Here is a 14950-nt window from a genome sequence, read left to right on the forward strand (position 1 = left end):
TTCGTCATGGGGGAGAGCTTCGGCGGCGCCGCTGACCGTCCTCCTACCGTTCGCTGACCGCCGCTGACCGTTGCCGTAGGCCCTGGTCGAAGGCCTTGTCGTAGGCCTGGGGCGACAGCTTCGCGCGGACCTCCTGTTCGACGCGTACGACGTCCGGGTCGGCCTTCGCGCGGGCGCCCCGCAGGGACGTCGCCGCGCCGAGCAGGACGGCGGCCCGCTCGGCCGAGTCGGCGACCGACGCCAACGCCTCCGCCGCGTCGGCGAGTTCCAGGGTGCCCGGCCCCTCGACGGCGAGTTCGGCGGCCTGCCGGAACCAGTCGCGAGCCTCCTCGACGCACCCCTCTGCGGCGGCCGTGCGGCCGAACCCGATCAGGATGCGGACCGTCTCGCCGACGCTGAACCAGTTGGCGGCGCAGTCCCTGAGGGCGTTCTCGTAGTGCACGCGCGCGCGTGCCGTGTCCCCGGAGAGCCGGGCCGCGTCGCCGAGACCGCGCCGGGCGCCCGCCACCTTGTCGGGGAGCCCGGCACCGCGGGCCAGCGTCAGCGCCTGCTCGAAGTGGGCCTCGGCGCCCGTCGTGTCGCCCTGGTGCAGCAGCACGGTGCCCCGGGTGCGCAGCAGGTCGGCGGTCTCCTCCGGGGCCGCCAGCTCGCGCATGTGGGCCAGTCCCTCGTCGAGCAGCTCCAGGGCGCGGCGTGAGTCCCCGCCCGCGTGGGCGGACATGCCGAGCGGGTCGAGGCAGTTGGCCATCCCCCAGCGGTCACCCGTCGCCCGGAACCCGTCCAGCCCCCGGGTGAAGCACTTCTCGGCCTCCCGTGGCCGGCCCGCGAGCATGTCCCGGAAACCCAGGCCGACATCGAGCAGCGCACGTGCCCAGGGGTCGTCGCCGGCCAGGGCGACGGCCTGTTCGTCGGTCGTCGGCCGGGGGCCGGCCGCGACCGACCAGAGCATGAGGATGTGCGGCAGCCGCAAGGGGCCTTCGCACGCGGCCATCAGCGCGTCCACGCGCGCGACGAGCTCTTCGTTGCCGCCCGCTTCGTCGCCGGCGGGGTGATCGCCGTCGCCCAGGAGCACATTGATGGCGCACAGCACGTACTCCTCCGTAAGCCCCGGTGGTGGCGCGTCCCCCACAGCGGCCAGCAGTTCGCGTGCCGACGTCACCTGTTCGCCGTGCAGCCCGCGCAGCCGCCAGAAACAGGACAGGACGGCCATCAGCCGCAGGGCGTCCTCGGGGCCGTGGCGCACGAGATGGCGCAGGGCCGCGTCGAGGTTGCCGTGCTCCGCGGACAGCCGTTCCAGCCAGGGCAGTTGACCGCCGCCACGGAGCTTCGGCTCGGCCTGCTCGGCCAGCCGGAGGAAGTACCGGGCGTGCGCGTCCCGCAGGCCGTCCGGGTCGGGCAGGGCCTCGGCGGCGAACGCGCGGATCGTCTCCAGCATCCGGTAGCGGCCCTCGGACACCTCCAGGAACGACTTCTCCACCAGCGAGGCCAGCACGTCCTCCGGATACGGCAGCCCGCACACCGCCTCGACCGCCTCCAGCGTCGCGCCGCCGGAGAACACCGTCAGCCGCCGTGCCAGCTCCCGCTCCTCCTCGTCCAGCAGGTCCCAGCTCCACTCGACGACCGCGCGGAGGGTGCGGTGCCGGGGCGCCTTGGAGCGGTCGCCGCGCGAGAGGAGGCGGAAGCGGTCGTCCAGGCGGTCGGCGAGTTCGTCGGGCGTGAGGGTGCGCAGCCGGGCCGCCGCCAGTTCGATGGCCAGCGGCAGCCCGTCGAGGGCGGCGCAGATGTGCGGCACGCGCGCGTGGCCGTCGAAACCGGGGCGCACGGCGCGGGCCCGGTCCAGGAAGAGCCGCTCCGCCGGTTCCGGCGGCAGCGGGGGCACCGCGACCAGGACCTCGCCGGTGATGCTCAGGGACTCCCGGCTGGTGGCGAGGATCCGCACGCCCGGGCAGGAGGCGAGGAGCAGGGCGGCGAACCCGGCGGCCGCCTCGACCAGGTGCTCGCAGTTGTCGAGGACGAGCAGCAGTTCGCGCTCCTCCAGGGCGGCCAGCAGGCGGTCCGTGGTTCCGGCGGCGGGGCTGCGCAGGCCCTCGCGGACCCCCAGGGCGGTGAGGACGGCGTACGGGATCTGGGAGCCGTCGCCCAGCGGCGCCAGCTCGACGAAACAGACGCCGTCGTCCTTGCGCGCGGCCTCCCCCTTGCGAGCGGCCTCGATCGCCAGCCGTGTCTTGCCCGCACCGCCGGGACCGGTGAGCGTGACCAGGCGGGAGCCGTCCAGGAGGGTGGCGATACGGGCGAGGTCGGGCTCACGGCCAGCGAATGGGGTGAGCTGGGCCGGGAGCCTGGGCCGCTCGGGCTCCGTGCCCCTGAGAAGTTCCAGGTGCAGCGCGCACAGCTCCGGTGAGGGATCGGCGCCCAACTGGTCGGCGAGGGCGCGACGGGCCTCCTCGAACACCGTGAGCGCCTCGGCGGGCCGCCCGCTCGCCTGTAGGGCCCGCATCAGCTGTCCGTACAGCCGCTCGCTCAGCGGGTGGGCGGCCAGCAGCGCCCGCAGTTCCGGTACCAGCCCGGGGCCGCCGCCGAGCGCCAGATCCGCCTCGATCCGGTCCTGTACGGCGGCCAGCCTCAGCTCTTCGAGCCGCGCGGCCTCGGCGTGCGCGTCCGGGAGGTCGGGCAGCGCGGGGCCGCGCCACAGGGCGAGCGCCTCCCGGAGCTGTGCTGCCGCGTTTCCGTGGTCGCCGGCGGCGAGGGCGGCGCGTCCGGCCGCGGAACAGACTTCGAACTGGTGTACGTCAACGGTGTCGGGGGTGACGGCGACGCGGTAACCGGTGGGGGTGGCCTCGATCTCGGTGTGCGGTGCCAGGCGCCTGCGCAGCCGGGAGATCTGGGACTGGAGGGCGTTGGCCGTCCCGGCGGGGGGCTCGGCGCCGTAGAGGCCGTCGGTGAGGCGTTGCGCGGAGACCGCGCGGCCGGCGTCCAGGAGCAGCAGGGTGAGCAGCGCGCGGGGGCGAGGGCCGCCGGGGTCGACGGGGGTGCCGTCGTCGGTGCGGATGTCCAGGGGGCCCAGGATGCCGAAGCGCATGGGCTCAGCTTGTCAGGGCTCGGTTTGCCGGGGTTTCGATTTTCGGGCACGGCAAAAAGCCGGCCCACCCTCAGGTGGACCGGCTCAGTGCGGCGAACCGGCTGTGGCCGCGCGCTAGCAGCAGTGCGTCAGCGCGAGACCTTGCCGGCCTTGATGCACGAGGTGCAGGCGTTCACGCGCTTCGGCGTCCCGCCGACCACGGTACGCACACGCTGGATGTTCGGGTTCCAGCGACGGGACGTACGGCGGTGCGAGTGCGAGATGTTGTTGCCGAAGCCCGGCCCCTTGCCGCAGACGTCGCAGTTGGCAGCCACGGGTCACTCCAAAGACTTCAGATGCACTTACGGTTGAATCCCGGCGTGCCGGGATCGAGATCCTGGGGATCAGAGATCTTGAGTGGCGTTGCCAGGGGTGATGGCCCGATCGGATCGGGCAACCGGAGCAGCATACAACGGCCGCGTCGGTTAGACGAAACTAGCATGGCAGCTCAGGGGCCGGCTCCCGGCCCGCTTCCGGTGGGCACCCTCCCGGGGTCTACGCTGCGACCACGGCGGGCCAGCTCAAGGAGGCGCAGGTGGCGCAGGTGCCGCAGACATTCGTCGATGCTCTCGCGGTACGCACCTGGTGCGGTCTCGCGCTCGGGGCGCTCGGCCGGGCGCGCGAGGAGATCGACGCGATCAACGTCTACCCGGTGGCCGACGGCGACACGGGCACGAACCTCTATCTGACGGTGGAGTCGGCCACCGGGGCCGTGGAGGCCCTCTTCGCGGGCTATGAGCTGGGTGAAGAGGTCCCCACGCCGGCCGAAGCCGTCCGCGCGATGGCGCACGGGGCCCTCATAGGCGCGCGCGGCAACTCCGGCACGATCCTGGCGCAGTTGCTGCGCGGCATGGCCCTCGTCGTCACCGACGGTGGGGCGACTCACATCGACGGCGAGAGGCTGCGGCTCGCCCTGCGGCACGCCGCCGACGCCGCCCGCCGGGCCGTGGCCCACCCCGTCGAGGGCACGGTGCTGTCGGTCGCGACGGCGGCGGCCGACGCCGCCGACGCGGCCGAGGGCGACTGCGGGACGGTCGCACGGGCCGCCTACGAGGGCGCGTGCAAGGCGCTGGCGGCGACCCCGGGGCAGCTGGCCGCCCTGGAGCGGGCCGGGGTGGTCGACGCCGGCGGGCGGGGCCTGGTCGCGGTGCTCGGGGCGCTGGTGGAGGCGTTCACGGGGGAGACGCCGACGGCCTTCGACGTGCACGCGTACGGGGTGGGCCCGATCGTCCACGCGCGCGTGGACGCAGTTTCCGACGCCCGGGCCGAGGCGTGCGCCGAGTCCGCCATGGGCCCCGCCTTCGAGGTCATCTACCTCCTGGAGGCCGAGGATGCCGCCGTGGACCGGCTGCGGTCCCGGCTCGACGCCCTCGGCGACTCCCTGGTCGTGGTCGGCGGCGACGGCCTGTGGAACGTCCATGTGCACGTCGACGACGCCGGCGCCGCCGTGGAGGCGGGCGTCGAGGCGGGGCGGCCGTACCGGATCCGGATCACGCACTTCGGCGCGGGGGACGTGCACACCGGCGGGGAGCCGCCGCGCGAGCGGGTACAGCGGGCCGTGGTGGCCGTGGTGCCGGGGGAGGGGCTGGTCGGGCTGTACACCGAGTCCGGCGCGACCACCGTGCTCGCGCGCCCCGGGGAGCCGCCCGCCAGCGGGGAGCTCGTGGACGCCGTACGGCGCGCCCACGCGCGCGAGGTGGTGCTGCTGCCCAACGACGCCGACCTGCGGCACAGGGCGGCCGCGGCCGCCGAGCAGGTCCGCGCGGAGGGCATCCGGGTCGCCCTCATCCCGACCCGCTCGGCGGTCCAGGGCATCGCGGCGCTCGCGGTGCACCAGCCGGACCGCCGCTTCGACGAAGACGTCGTGCAGATGACCTCGGCGGCGGGCGCCACCCGCTACGCCGAGGTCGTGGTCGCGGAACGGCAGTCCTGGACCATGGCCGGCATCTGCCAGGCCGGGGACGTGCTGGGCCTGATCGACGGTGACGTGGCGGTGATCGGCTCGGACGTGACGGCCACGGCCGAGACCGTCCTCGACCGTATGCTCCAGGCCGGCGGCGAGCTGGTCACCCTCGTCCTCGGCGCCGAGGCGCCCGAGGGCGTCGCCGAACGCCTGGAGGCACGGGTGCGTGAGGCGTACCTGGCCGTCGACACGGTGGTCTACGACGGCGGCCGGCAGGGGGCCCCGCTCCTCATCGGCGTCGAGTGAGCCCCTTGCGCACGCCCCTTCACACCTCCGTTGGCTCCAGCAGCTGCCGCGCCTCCGCCCGCCGGGCCCGGACCGTGTCGTCGGCCTGGTCGGCGCCCTCGTAGGCGTCCAGCACCGCACGCGCGCGTGCGGCTGCGTCCGCCGGCCGGCTCAGGTCGGCCTCCAGCCAGCCCGCCGCGAGTTCGGCGCCGGTACGGCTGTGCAGACCGTCCTCGTCCAGCTCGGCGAAAGCGGCGATCGCCGCGGTCATCTCGGCCAGCGCCGCCTCGAAGGCGTCCTGGATCGCCCCGTCCTCCGCGTCCTCGGGCACGGACCGGGCCAGCAGATCACCGAACTGCCGGTGGGTGTGGCCGAGTTCACCGGTGAGCCGCTCCCGGGCCGCCGGGTCCGCGGGCGCCGCCAGCGCCGTCTCGCACTCCGCCACCGCGGCCGCCATCAACGTCCGCGCGCCCTCCGTCCCCGCCTCCGTGCGTAGCGCCAGCCACGCGCGGGCCCGCAGCGAGCGGACCAGGAAGTGCACATTGCCCATCGCCCGCCACAACTCGCCCGCGCGCGTGTACGCCTGGTCCGCCTCGGTGGGCAGCCCCGCGTTGCCCAGTGACTCGGCGGCCAGGTGCGCGAGGGTGGCGTGATCGTGCTGCTCGGGCCAGTGCCGGGCGATCTCGGCCGCCTGGAGCCGCCGTTCGGCCGCCGCATGGTGCTCGCCGAGCTCGCTCAGACAGTCCCCGAGCCACCACTGGGTCTGGACGACCGCGCCGTCGCCGTGCGTCTCGGCGCTCAGGTCGGCCAGCGCCGACTCCAGCACCTCGGCGGCCTCCGCGAACCGCCCCTGCCGCAGCAGGAAGCCGCCCAGCTGGTGCCGCGCCCAGGCGCCCAGGGTGCCGCTCTCCCCGGCCTCGTCGGCCCAGTGCGCGGCCTCCAGGGCGTGCTCGACGGCCTCCTCGGCCGCGCCCCGGCCGCCGACGACCTCGGCGAGCTGGAGATGCAGCTGGGCCCGCCCGACCGGCTCCACGTACGGCCCGCCGTGCTCCAGGGCCGCGCGCAGCGCCCGCTCCGCCTCGCCCATGTCGCCCTCCTCATGGGCGAGTGCGGCCACCCGCAGCTCGTACTCCACCGCGAACCACGGCAGCTCGGCGCCGACGAACTGCGCCGACGCCTGCCGGAACAGCTCGCCCGCCCGCTCCCCGTCCCCGGCGTGCTCGGCCAGTTCGGCGAGCATCGCCCGCCCCTCGGCTGCCCGGGACAGCAGCCGGACGTCGGACCGGCCGCGCCCGCCGACGAGCGCCAGCAGCTCCCGTACGGCCTGCTCGGCGTCGGCGGCGCCCTCGGACCGCTCGTGCACCCACCGCATCAGGATCCGCGCCCGGCTCATCAGCACGGACGCCGTCTGCCGTACACCGGTGGCGTCGTCGGCGTACAGCGCGAGGATCCGGTCGTACGGCTCGCCGATCGCGGCCGTCGCCTCGTCCAGCTCCCCGGCCAGCGCGCGGACGTAGGCAGCACGCGCGCGTGCCGCGATCGCCTCGCCCTCGTCGCCGGCCTCCGCGTACAGCTCAGCCGCCCGCTCGAACAGCTCGACGCCCTCCGGGCCGCGGCCCATCGCCGTGTGGTCGGCGATCTCCGCTCGGACGTACATGTCCACCTCAACGCTCTCGGCGGCCCGCGCGACCGCCGCCCAGGCCTCCAGGGCGTGCGGCTGGAGCGTGTCCGACTGCCGCCGTGCCTCGGCGAGCAGCGCGGGCAGCGTGGGGCGCTCCGGCGTGGGCGCCTGCACGACCGGCGCGACCGGCCCGGCGGGCGCCGTCCGTACCGTTCGCACGCCCAGCGGCAGCCGGTCCACCAGCGGCCGCTGGGCCATGTGCTCGCGTATCTGGTCGCCGACGTAGGAGGTGCCGTTGCGGGCGTCGAACCGCGCGGCCAGCTCCAGGGCCTCCGCGCGCGCGTGGACGGCGAGTTCCCCGGCGCTCCACGCCCGCCCGGCCGGGCCCGGCACCCGCTGCTCACCGAGGCCCAGCTCGGTCAGCCGATCCATCAGCAGCGTCACCACCGCCATGAAGTCCATCCGGCTGCGCGGCTGCCCGGTGTCCGTGAAATAGGCGGGACGTTCCGCCAGCAGCTCCAGACCGCGCGCCTCGTTGCCGGTCAGCGCGCAGAACTCCACATGGTCCGCGTACGCGCCGCGCATGCTCTCCATGGGCCGGACGAGCCGGAAGCCGCGCAGATGGTGGGCGCGGGCCTCGTCGACCCGGCCGAGCCGCAGCAGCGGGGCCAGGGAGGAGGCGAGGACCGTGTGCGGCTCGTGGGCGCAGCTGTACTCGCCCTCCAGGACCGGCCGCCACAGCTCCAGGGCCTCGGCGTCCCGGCCGTTCCTCAGCTGCCAGCTGCCCTGCCCGTGCAGCTCGCACGCGTGGCAGTCGGCCATCCGGTCCCGGTCCGCCGCCAGCCAGGCCGTGTACGCCCGCTCCGCGCGCGGGAAGTCACCGATGTGCCCGGCGACACTGAACTCGGCGCTGCGCACCGCACGCTCGGAGTGCCCGGCGAGCCGGTAGCGGTGCTCCATCTCGCCCAGCCACTTCTCGATCGAGGCGAGCGGGATGTGCGGCTGGTCGAGCATGCCGGCCGACATCCACTTGAAGACCCAGTGCAGCGAATGCGTCTCGTACTCGTCGAAGTCCCCGGGCCGCTCGTCCCACATGCGCAGCAGCCGCGCGAACGGGACGAACATCCTGTCCTTCTCGGAGCTGTAGTTGTAGACCTTCAGCTGGTGCCCGAGCGCCTCGATCACGGCGAGCGGGACGTTCAGCTTCTCGGCCTCCACCAGCAGCTGCTCCGCGCGCGCGTTGCGGGCGGGCCCCTCCGGCTCCTCGGAGTTCTCGGCCATCGCGCGGCGCAGCGCGTCGAAGTCGGTGATCTCGCCCATCAGCGGTCACCCTCTCCATGCTCTCGATAGGCCGCCCATTCCAGGAGGCCGATGAACGAGCGGTTGATGAGCGCCGAGTCGGCCGGCCGCAGCGGGCGCTGGGCCATCAGCAGCGCCTGCCCGTAGAGCGATTCGCTCGCGGTGCCGATCAGCTCCGGGTCCTTCAGGGAACTGATCCGCCGGATCAGCGGGTTGAGGTGGTTGAGCACCAGACGCGCCCGGGGTGCGCTGCCGCGCAGCGAGCCCAGGATGCCCGCCCACAGGTCGTCGGCGTGTTCCTCGGCCTCCGCGCGGGCCTGCTCGTGCCGCGCGGCCCGGTCGTCCAGGTGCAGCGCGGGCACCGACAGCGGATGGAAGGCCCGCAGGACGACATCGCAGCCCAGCGGGTCCAGCTTCGCCCGCGCGGCCGCGAGAAAGCCCGCCAGCGCCAGCTCCTCCGCGGGATCCACCGCATCCAGATGCGCGGTCACGGTGTCGGCGTCCAGCTCCGCGACCACCGTCCCGGGCCGCACCGAAGGCAGCGCCTCGACCAGCTCACTGTCGTAGGTGTAACCGCCGTTGATCACCCCGACGCCCTGCGCGGAGGCGATCGGCGCGACCTGCCGGTACTCCTCGACCGTCCGCGTGAAGTGCACCACCGGGTGCCGTTGCGCGAACTCCTCCAGGGACAGCTGCCCGTCGGTGGTCTCGAAGGGGAGCCACGGCAGCATGGTGCGCAGCATCTCCTTGTCGTGCCGGGCGAGGGACTTCACGCCCAGGTGGTGCACGGACAGGAAGGCGGAGAGCCGTTCCGGATCACCGGCGGCCAGTCCGGTCAGCCAGGACCGGATCCGCTCGCCGAGCGCCTCCCGTACGGCCGCCAGCGTCTCGTCCTCGTACAGCGACTCACGCGAGGCGGTCGGCCGCAGACTGTCCGTGTCCAGGACACAGCGCACGAAGAACGCCCAGTCCGGCAGCAGCTGTTCGGCCCGCTCGGTGAGCAGCATGCCCTTGAGGTGCACACGATGGGTGGCCCGCTGGGCGGGACTCACCGCCGACGGCAGCACGTACGCCACCCCCCGGATCCCGGCGAGCGGCACGTCCAGGGCGATCGAGTCCAGCGGCGTGAACCCGAACAGCTCGTGACAGTGCCGGGCCAGCGCCACCCGGCGGGTGCCGGGGGAGGGGTAGGGCCGGTCCCAGGGCGCGGGCAGATCGGTGACCGCCTCGTCGCCCACCCGGACGTCGTACGGCAGCAGCGAACCGAAGTCCCGCGCCAGCGCGAGCACCCGCCGCTCGTCCAGCCACTCCGCCGCACCCGCCCGCGCCACCAGATGCACGGTGGTGCCGGGCTCGGGCCGGGCCTCGGGCGCCAACGTCCTTACGGTGTACGACCCGTCGTCGCGTGCCGTCCACTCCACGGGCGGCGCGTCCGGAGTGCGGGCGCTGCGGCTGACCACCCGGATCCGCTCGGCGACCACGAAACAGGCCAGCAGCCCGATGCCGAACTGGCCCAGGAACTCGGAGCGGGCCTCCTGCAGCCCGTCCGCCCGCTTGGAGCTGCGCCCGATGGTCGCGAGCAGGCTGTGCACGTCCGACTCGGTGAGCCCGACGCCGCTGTCCTCCACCCGAAGGGCACTGCCGTCGGCGTACAGCCGCACCCGCGCCGGGGCGTCGGGCTGCTCGGCCCGTCTGGCGGTGATGGCGTCCACCGCGTTCTGCAGCAGCTCGCGCAGGTAGACCTTGGGGCTGGAGTACAGATGATGGGAGAGCAGGTCCACCAGACCACGCAGGTCGACCTGGAAAGTATGAGGTGACTGTGATGCCTGGGATGACTGTGAGGTCTGGGAGTCCATCGTCGCTGCGCCGGAGGGGGGAAGACACGGTCGGCGCGGGGTCGGGCGGTCCCTGGTGGGGTGGTGACCGCGGAAGGATGGCCGGAGCGCGCCATCCTATGACTCAAAACGGCCGTCTGACCAGGGGTTTCCCGAGACGTATACGGCATTGTCAGTGGCGTGGTGTGCAATGGATCTCGTGCCCGCACTGGAAGAACCACTGAAAAAGGTGCTCGGCCCAGCCACCGCGAAGGTGATGGCCGAGCATCTCGGCCTGCACACCGTAGGCGACCTTCTGCACCACTACCCCCGCAGATACGAGGAGCGCGGCCAGCTCACCCACCTCGCCGACCTGCCCATGGACGAACACGTGACGGTGGTCGCCATGGTGGCCGACGCCCGTCTGCACACGTTCGCCTCCGCCAAGGCGCCGCGCGGCAAGGGCCAGCGCCTGGAGGTCACGATCACCGACGGCAGCGGCCGGCTCCAACTGGTCTTCTTCGGCAACGGCGTGCACAAACCCCACAAGGAACTCCTGCCGGGCACGCGCGCCATGTTCGCCGGCAAGGTCTCCGTCTTCAACCGCCGCCTGCAACTGGCCCACCCGGCCTACGAACTGCTGCACGGCGACGACGCGGCCGAATCGGCGGAGACCTGGGCCGGAGCCATCATCCCGCTCTACCCGGCCACCGCCAAGCTGGAGTCCTGGAAGATCGGCAAGGCGATCCAGACGGTCCTGCCGAGCGTCCAGGAGGCCCTGGACCCTCTGCCGCCGACCCTCCGCGAGGGCCGCGGCCTGGTCTCCCTCCCCGAGGCCCTCCTCAAGATCCACCGCCCGCACACGAAGGCGGACATCGCACAGGCCCGCGACCGCCTGAAGTGGGACGAGGCCTTCGTCCTCCAGGTCGCCCTGGCGCGCCGCCGCCACACCGACGCCCAACTCCCGGCGGTGGCCCGCAGACCCAGCCCCGACGGCCTCCTCACGGCCTTCGACGACCGTCTCCCGTTCACCCTCACGGACGGCCAGCAGAAGGTCTCGAAGGAGATCTTCGACGACGTGGCAACCGAACACCCGATGCACCGCCTCCTGCAGGGCGAGGTCGGCAGCGGGAAGACGCTCGTCGCCCTGCGCGCCATGCTCGCGGTGGTCGACGCGGGCGGCCAGGCGGCCATGCTCGCGCCCACCGAGGTCCTGGCCCAGCAGCACCACCGCTCGATCACCGAGATGATGGGGGAGCTGGCGGAAGGCGGCATGCTGGGCGGCGCCGAGCACGCCACCAAGGTCGTCCTCCTCACCGGCTCGATGGGCACGGCCGCCCGCCGCCAGGCCATGCTGGACCTCGCCACCGGGGAGGCCGGCCTGGTGATCGGCACCCACGCGCTGATCGAGGACAAGGTCCAGTTCCACGACCTGGGCCTGGTGGTGGTGGACGAACAGCACCGCTTCGGCGTGGAACAGCGAGACGCCCTGCGTGGCAAGGGCAAACAGCCGCCGCACCTCCTCGTCATGACGGCGACCCCCATCCCGCGCACGGTCGCGATGACGGTCTTCGGCGACCTGGAGACCTCGGTCCTGGACCAGCTCCCGGCCGGCCGCTCCCCGATCGCCACCCACGTCGTCCCCGCCGCCGACAAGCCCCACTTCCTGGCCCGCGCCTGGGAACGGGTCCGCGAGGAAGTATCCAACGGCCATCAGGCGTACGTGGTCTGCCCGCGCATCGGCGACGAGGAGGACGACCCCAAGAAAGCGAAGAAGACGGCCGAGGACGAAGCCGAGAAACGCCCCCCGCTGGCCGTCCTGGACGTGGCCGACCACCTCGCCAAGGGCCCGCTGAACGGCCTGCGGGTGGAGGTCCTGCACGGCAGGATGCACCCGGACGACAAGGACGCGGTGATGCGCCGCTTCGCGGCGGGCGATACGGACGTCCTGGTGGCCACGACGGTCATCGAGGTCGGCGTGAACGTCCCCAACGCCACCGCCATGGTGATCTTGGACGCCGACCGCTTCGGCGTCTCCCAGCTCCACCAGCTGCGCGGCCGAGTGGGCCGGGGCTCCGCCCCCGGCCTCTGCCTCCTGGTCACGGAGATGCCCGAGGCGAGCGCGGCCCGCCAGCGTCTGACGGCGGTGGCCTCGACCCTGGACGGCTTCGAGCTCTCCCGTATCGACCTCGAACAGCGCAGAGAGGGCGACGTCCTGGGCCAGGCCCAGTCGGGAGCCCGCTCCAGCCTCCGCGTCCTGGCAGTGATCGAGGACGAGGAGATCATCGCGGAGGCGAGGGCGGAAGCGACCGCACTGGTGGCGAAGGACCCCGAGCTGACGGACCTCCCGGGCCTGAGAACGGCCCTGGACGCCCTCTTGGACGAGGAAAGAGAACAGTTCCTGGAAAAGGGCTGAGGTGCGTCGCCCCTGAAAGGGGCGCGGGGCCGTATCGAATATGCGGCTACCGCCGGGTGAGCGCGACCAGCCACATCGCACCCGCAGCCGCCGGCTTCGGCCAGGCACCCAGCCGCGTAGGCCTGCCAAACTGAACCCGTAAAGCCGCTCCCCGAAGAAGGGCCCCCCATGACCCGCGTGATCGCCGGCCGGGCAGGCGGACGGCGCCTCTCAGTGCCGCCCGGCACAGGAACCCGGCCAACATCCGACCGCGCACGCGAGGGCCTGTTCTCCACCTGGCAGTCCCTCCTCGGCGGCCCCCTGGACGGCGAACGCGTCCTTGACCTCTACGCCGGTTCCGGCGCCGTAGGCCTGGAGGCCCTCTCCCGGGGCGCCGGCCACACCCTGCTCGTGGAGGCGGACCCACGAGCCGCCCGAGTCGTCCGGGAGAACGTGAAGTCCCTCGGTCTGCCCGGCGCCGAGGTGAGGGCGGGCAAAGCGGAACAGATCATCCAGACACCGGCGCCGGCACAGCCGTATGACATCGCCTTCCTGGACCCCCCGTACGCCGTCTCGGACGACGATCTTCGGGAGATTCTCCTCACACTCCACTCGGGGGGCTGGCTAGCGCCGGAAGCCCTCGTCACCGTGGAGCGCAGCACCAGAGGCGGCGACTTCCACTGGCCGGCCGGTTTCGAGGGCCTCCGGGCCCGTCGCTACGGCGAGGGAACGTTTTGGTACGGTCGCGCCGCCTCTACGTGCGAAGACGCACGATGACCGGACCGGAGAGCGAGGGATCACTAGTGCGCCGCGTCGTCTGTCCCGGGTCGTTCGACCCGATCACCAACGGACATCTCGACATCATTGCCCGTGCGTCCCGTCTCTATGACGAGGTCTACGTCGCGGTGATGATCAACAAGTCCAAGAAGGGCCTGTTCGAGATCGACGAGCGGATCGACCTGATCCGCCAGGTCACCGCCGACTACGGAAACGTCCGCGTCGAGGCGTTCCACGGCCTCCTCGTCGACTTCTGCAAGCAGCGCGACATCCCGGCCATCGTCAAGGGCCTGCGGGCCGTCAGCGACTTCGACTACGAGCTGCAGATGGCCCAGATGAACATCGGCCTGTCGGGCGTCGAGACGCTCTTCGTGCCGACCAACCCCACCTACAGCTTCCTCTCGTCCTCCCTGGTCAAGGAGGTCGCCCAGTGGGGCGGCGACGTTTCCCACCTCGTGCCGCCGGCCGTTTTCGAGGCCCTCAACAAGCGTATTCACAGGGACTGATGGAGCTACAGTCGTCCCGTCCGTCTCCAACACAGCTGTAGAGAGTGGCGAGCGCAGGGTGGACGTACAGAAGAAGCTCGACGAGATCGTGGCCATGGTCTCCGGTGCCCGCGCCATGCCCATGTCGGCGTCGTGCGTGATCAACCGTGCCGACCTGCTCGCGATACTCGAAGACCTGCGCCAGGCGCTGCCCGGCTCCCTCGCCCAGGCCCAGGAGCTGATCGGCGACCGTGAGCAGATGGTCGAGCAGGCGCGCATGGAGGCCGAGCGGATCATCGAGACCGCGCACGCCGAGCGCGGCTCGCTGATCTCCGGCACCGAGGTGGCCCGCCGCTCCCAGGCGGAGGCCGACCGGATCGTCACCGAGGCCCGCAGGGAGGCGGACGAGGTCCGCGCCGAGGCCGACGACTACGTCGACTCCAAGCTTGCCAACTTCGAGGTCGTCCTCACCAAGACCCTCGGCTCGGTCGGCCGCGGCCGCGAGAAGCTCCTCGGCACCGGCCCCGGCCTCGACGAGCAGGGTTACGAGGACGAGGACGCCCCCGAGCGCAGCCACGACCCCGAGACCCTGCGCCGGGACGCCGACGCCTACGTCGACGTCAAGCTCGGCGCCTTCGAGGCGGTCCTGGCCAAGACCCTGGAGGCCGTCGGCAAGGGCCGCGCCAAGCTGCACGGCCGGATCGCCTCCGATGCCCTCGGCGCCCTGGCCGGCGACACCACGACCTTCCGGCACTCCAGCGACGCCGACTACCTCGCCGACCTGGCGGCCCTCGCCGACCAGGACGCCCAGGCGGCACAGGCCGAGGTGCAGCCGGCCGCCGCCCAGCAGCAGCCGCAGTACGACCAGCAGCCGGTGCAGCAGCCCATGGTGCAGGACCCGTACGGCTACCCGCAGCAGCAGGACCCCTACGGCGGCTACCCCCAGCAGCAGCCCGTCTACGCTCAGCAGGACGCCTACGGCTATCAGCAGGCCGACCCCTACGCCTACCAGGGTTACGACACCGGCCAGCAGCCCGTCTACGACCCCCAGCAGCAGCCGGCCCAGCACCAGTCGTACGCCCTGGACGAGACCAGCCTCTTCGACACCGGCATGATCACGCCGGAGCAGCTGAGGGCGTACGAACAGGGCCGGGGCCTCTAGGGCCTGTCGTTTGGATCACTCCGCAGACGCGGGGGCTGGCACGCGCATCTGCCGCGTTGTCGTCGGTCGCCGACGTCCCCCAGCCTTCGGC

The 14950-nt window shown here is 72.8% G+C and carries 9 protein-coding genes; 5 read left to right on the top strand and 4 right to left on the bottom strand.

The annotated features are described in order from the left end of the window. Positions 1–43 precede the first annotated feature (43 nt). Positions 44–3079 carry a BTAD domain-containing putative transcriptional regulator gene (locus ABZ396_RS33230; RefSeq protein WP_358922596.1) on the bottom strand — a complete coding sequence of 1012 codons (3036 nt, stop codon included), beginning with the start codon at positions 3077–3079 and terminating at the stop codon, positions 44–46. Between the two features lie 128 nt (positions 3080–3207). Continuing rightward, entirely contained in the window at positions 3208–3393 is a 186-nt protein-coding gene (rpmB, locus tag ABZ396_RS33235; RefSeq protein WP_003993230.1) for a 50S ribosomal protein L28, read from the bottom strand. Positions 3394–3653: 260 nt separating this feature from the next. Between rpmB and ABZ396_RS33240 the strand changes: the two genes are divergently transcribed. Then, the gene (locus ABZ396_RS33240) at positions 3654–5327 is read left to right on the top strand and encodes a DAK2 domain-containing protein (RefSeq protein WP_358922598.1); all 1674 of its coding nucleotides are present in this window, start codon (positions 3654–3656) and stop codon (positions 5325–5327) included. Between the two features lie 19 nt (positions 5328–5346). Here ABZ396_RS33240 and ABZ396_RS33245 read toward each other — a convergent pair whose 3' ends face one another. Next, positions 5347–8247: a tetratricopeptide repeat protein gene (locus tag ABZ396_RS33245; protein WP_359186572.1), complete on the bottom strand. Its 2901-nt coding sequence runs from the start codon at positions 8245–8247 to the stop codon at positions 5347–5349. Further along, positions 8247–10082: an HSP90 family protein gene (locus ABZ396_RS33250; protein WP_358927030.1), complete on the bottom strand. Its 1836-nt coding sequence runs from the start codon at positions 10080–10082 to the stop codon at positions 8247–8249. The genes ABZ396_RS33245 and ABZ396_RS33250 overlap by 1 nt, the downstream gene beginning before the upstream one ends. A 169-nt stretch (positions 10083–10251) precedes the next feature. Between ABZ396_RS33250 and recG the strand changes: the two genes are divergently transcribed. From recG to ABZ396_RS33270, 4 genes are all read left to right on the top strand, one after another. Next, the gene (recG, locus tag ABZ396_RS33255) at positions 10252–12456 is read left to right on the top strand and encodes an ATP-dependent DNA helicase RecG (protein ID WP_358927031.1); all 2205 of its coding nucleotides are present in this window, start codon (positions 10252–10254) and stop codon (positions 12454–12456) included. A gap of 168 nt (positions 12457–12624) precedes the next feature. Continuing rightward, the gene (gene rsmD / locus ABZ396_RS33260; RefSeq protein ID WP_358927032.1) at positions 12625–13212 is read left to right on the top strand and encodes a 16S rRNA (guanine(966)-N(2))-methyltransferase RsmD; all 588 of its coding nucleotides are present in this window, start codon (positions 12625–12627) and stop codon (positions 13210–13212) included. Positions 13213–13238: 26 nt separating this feature from the next. Further along, positions 13239–13718 (top strand): pantetheine-phosphate adenylyltransferase, encoded by a 480-nt coding sequence (coaD, locus tag ABZ396_RS33265; RefSeq protein ID WP_358927034.1) that lies wholly within the window; start codon positions 13239–13241, stop codon positions 13716–13718. 58 nt (positions 13719–13776) lie between these two features. Next, positions 13777–14859 carry an ATP synthase F0 subunit B gene (locus ABZ396_RS33270; protein ID WP_358927033.1) on the top strand — a complete coding sequence of 361 codons (1083 nt, stop codon included), beginning with the start codon at positions 13777–13779 and terminating at the stop codon, positions 14857–14859. Positions 14860–14950 lie beyond the last annotated feature (91 nt).

This window comes from Streptomyces sp. NPDC005866 (genome assembly GCF_040629895.1).
In the GTDB taxonomy this organism is placed as follows: Bacteria; Actinomycetota; Actinomycetes; order Streptomycetales; family Streptomycetaceae; genus Streptomyces.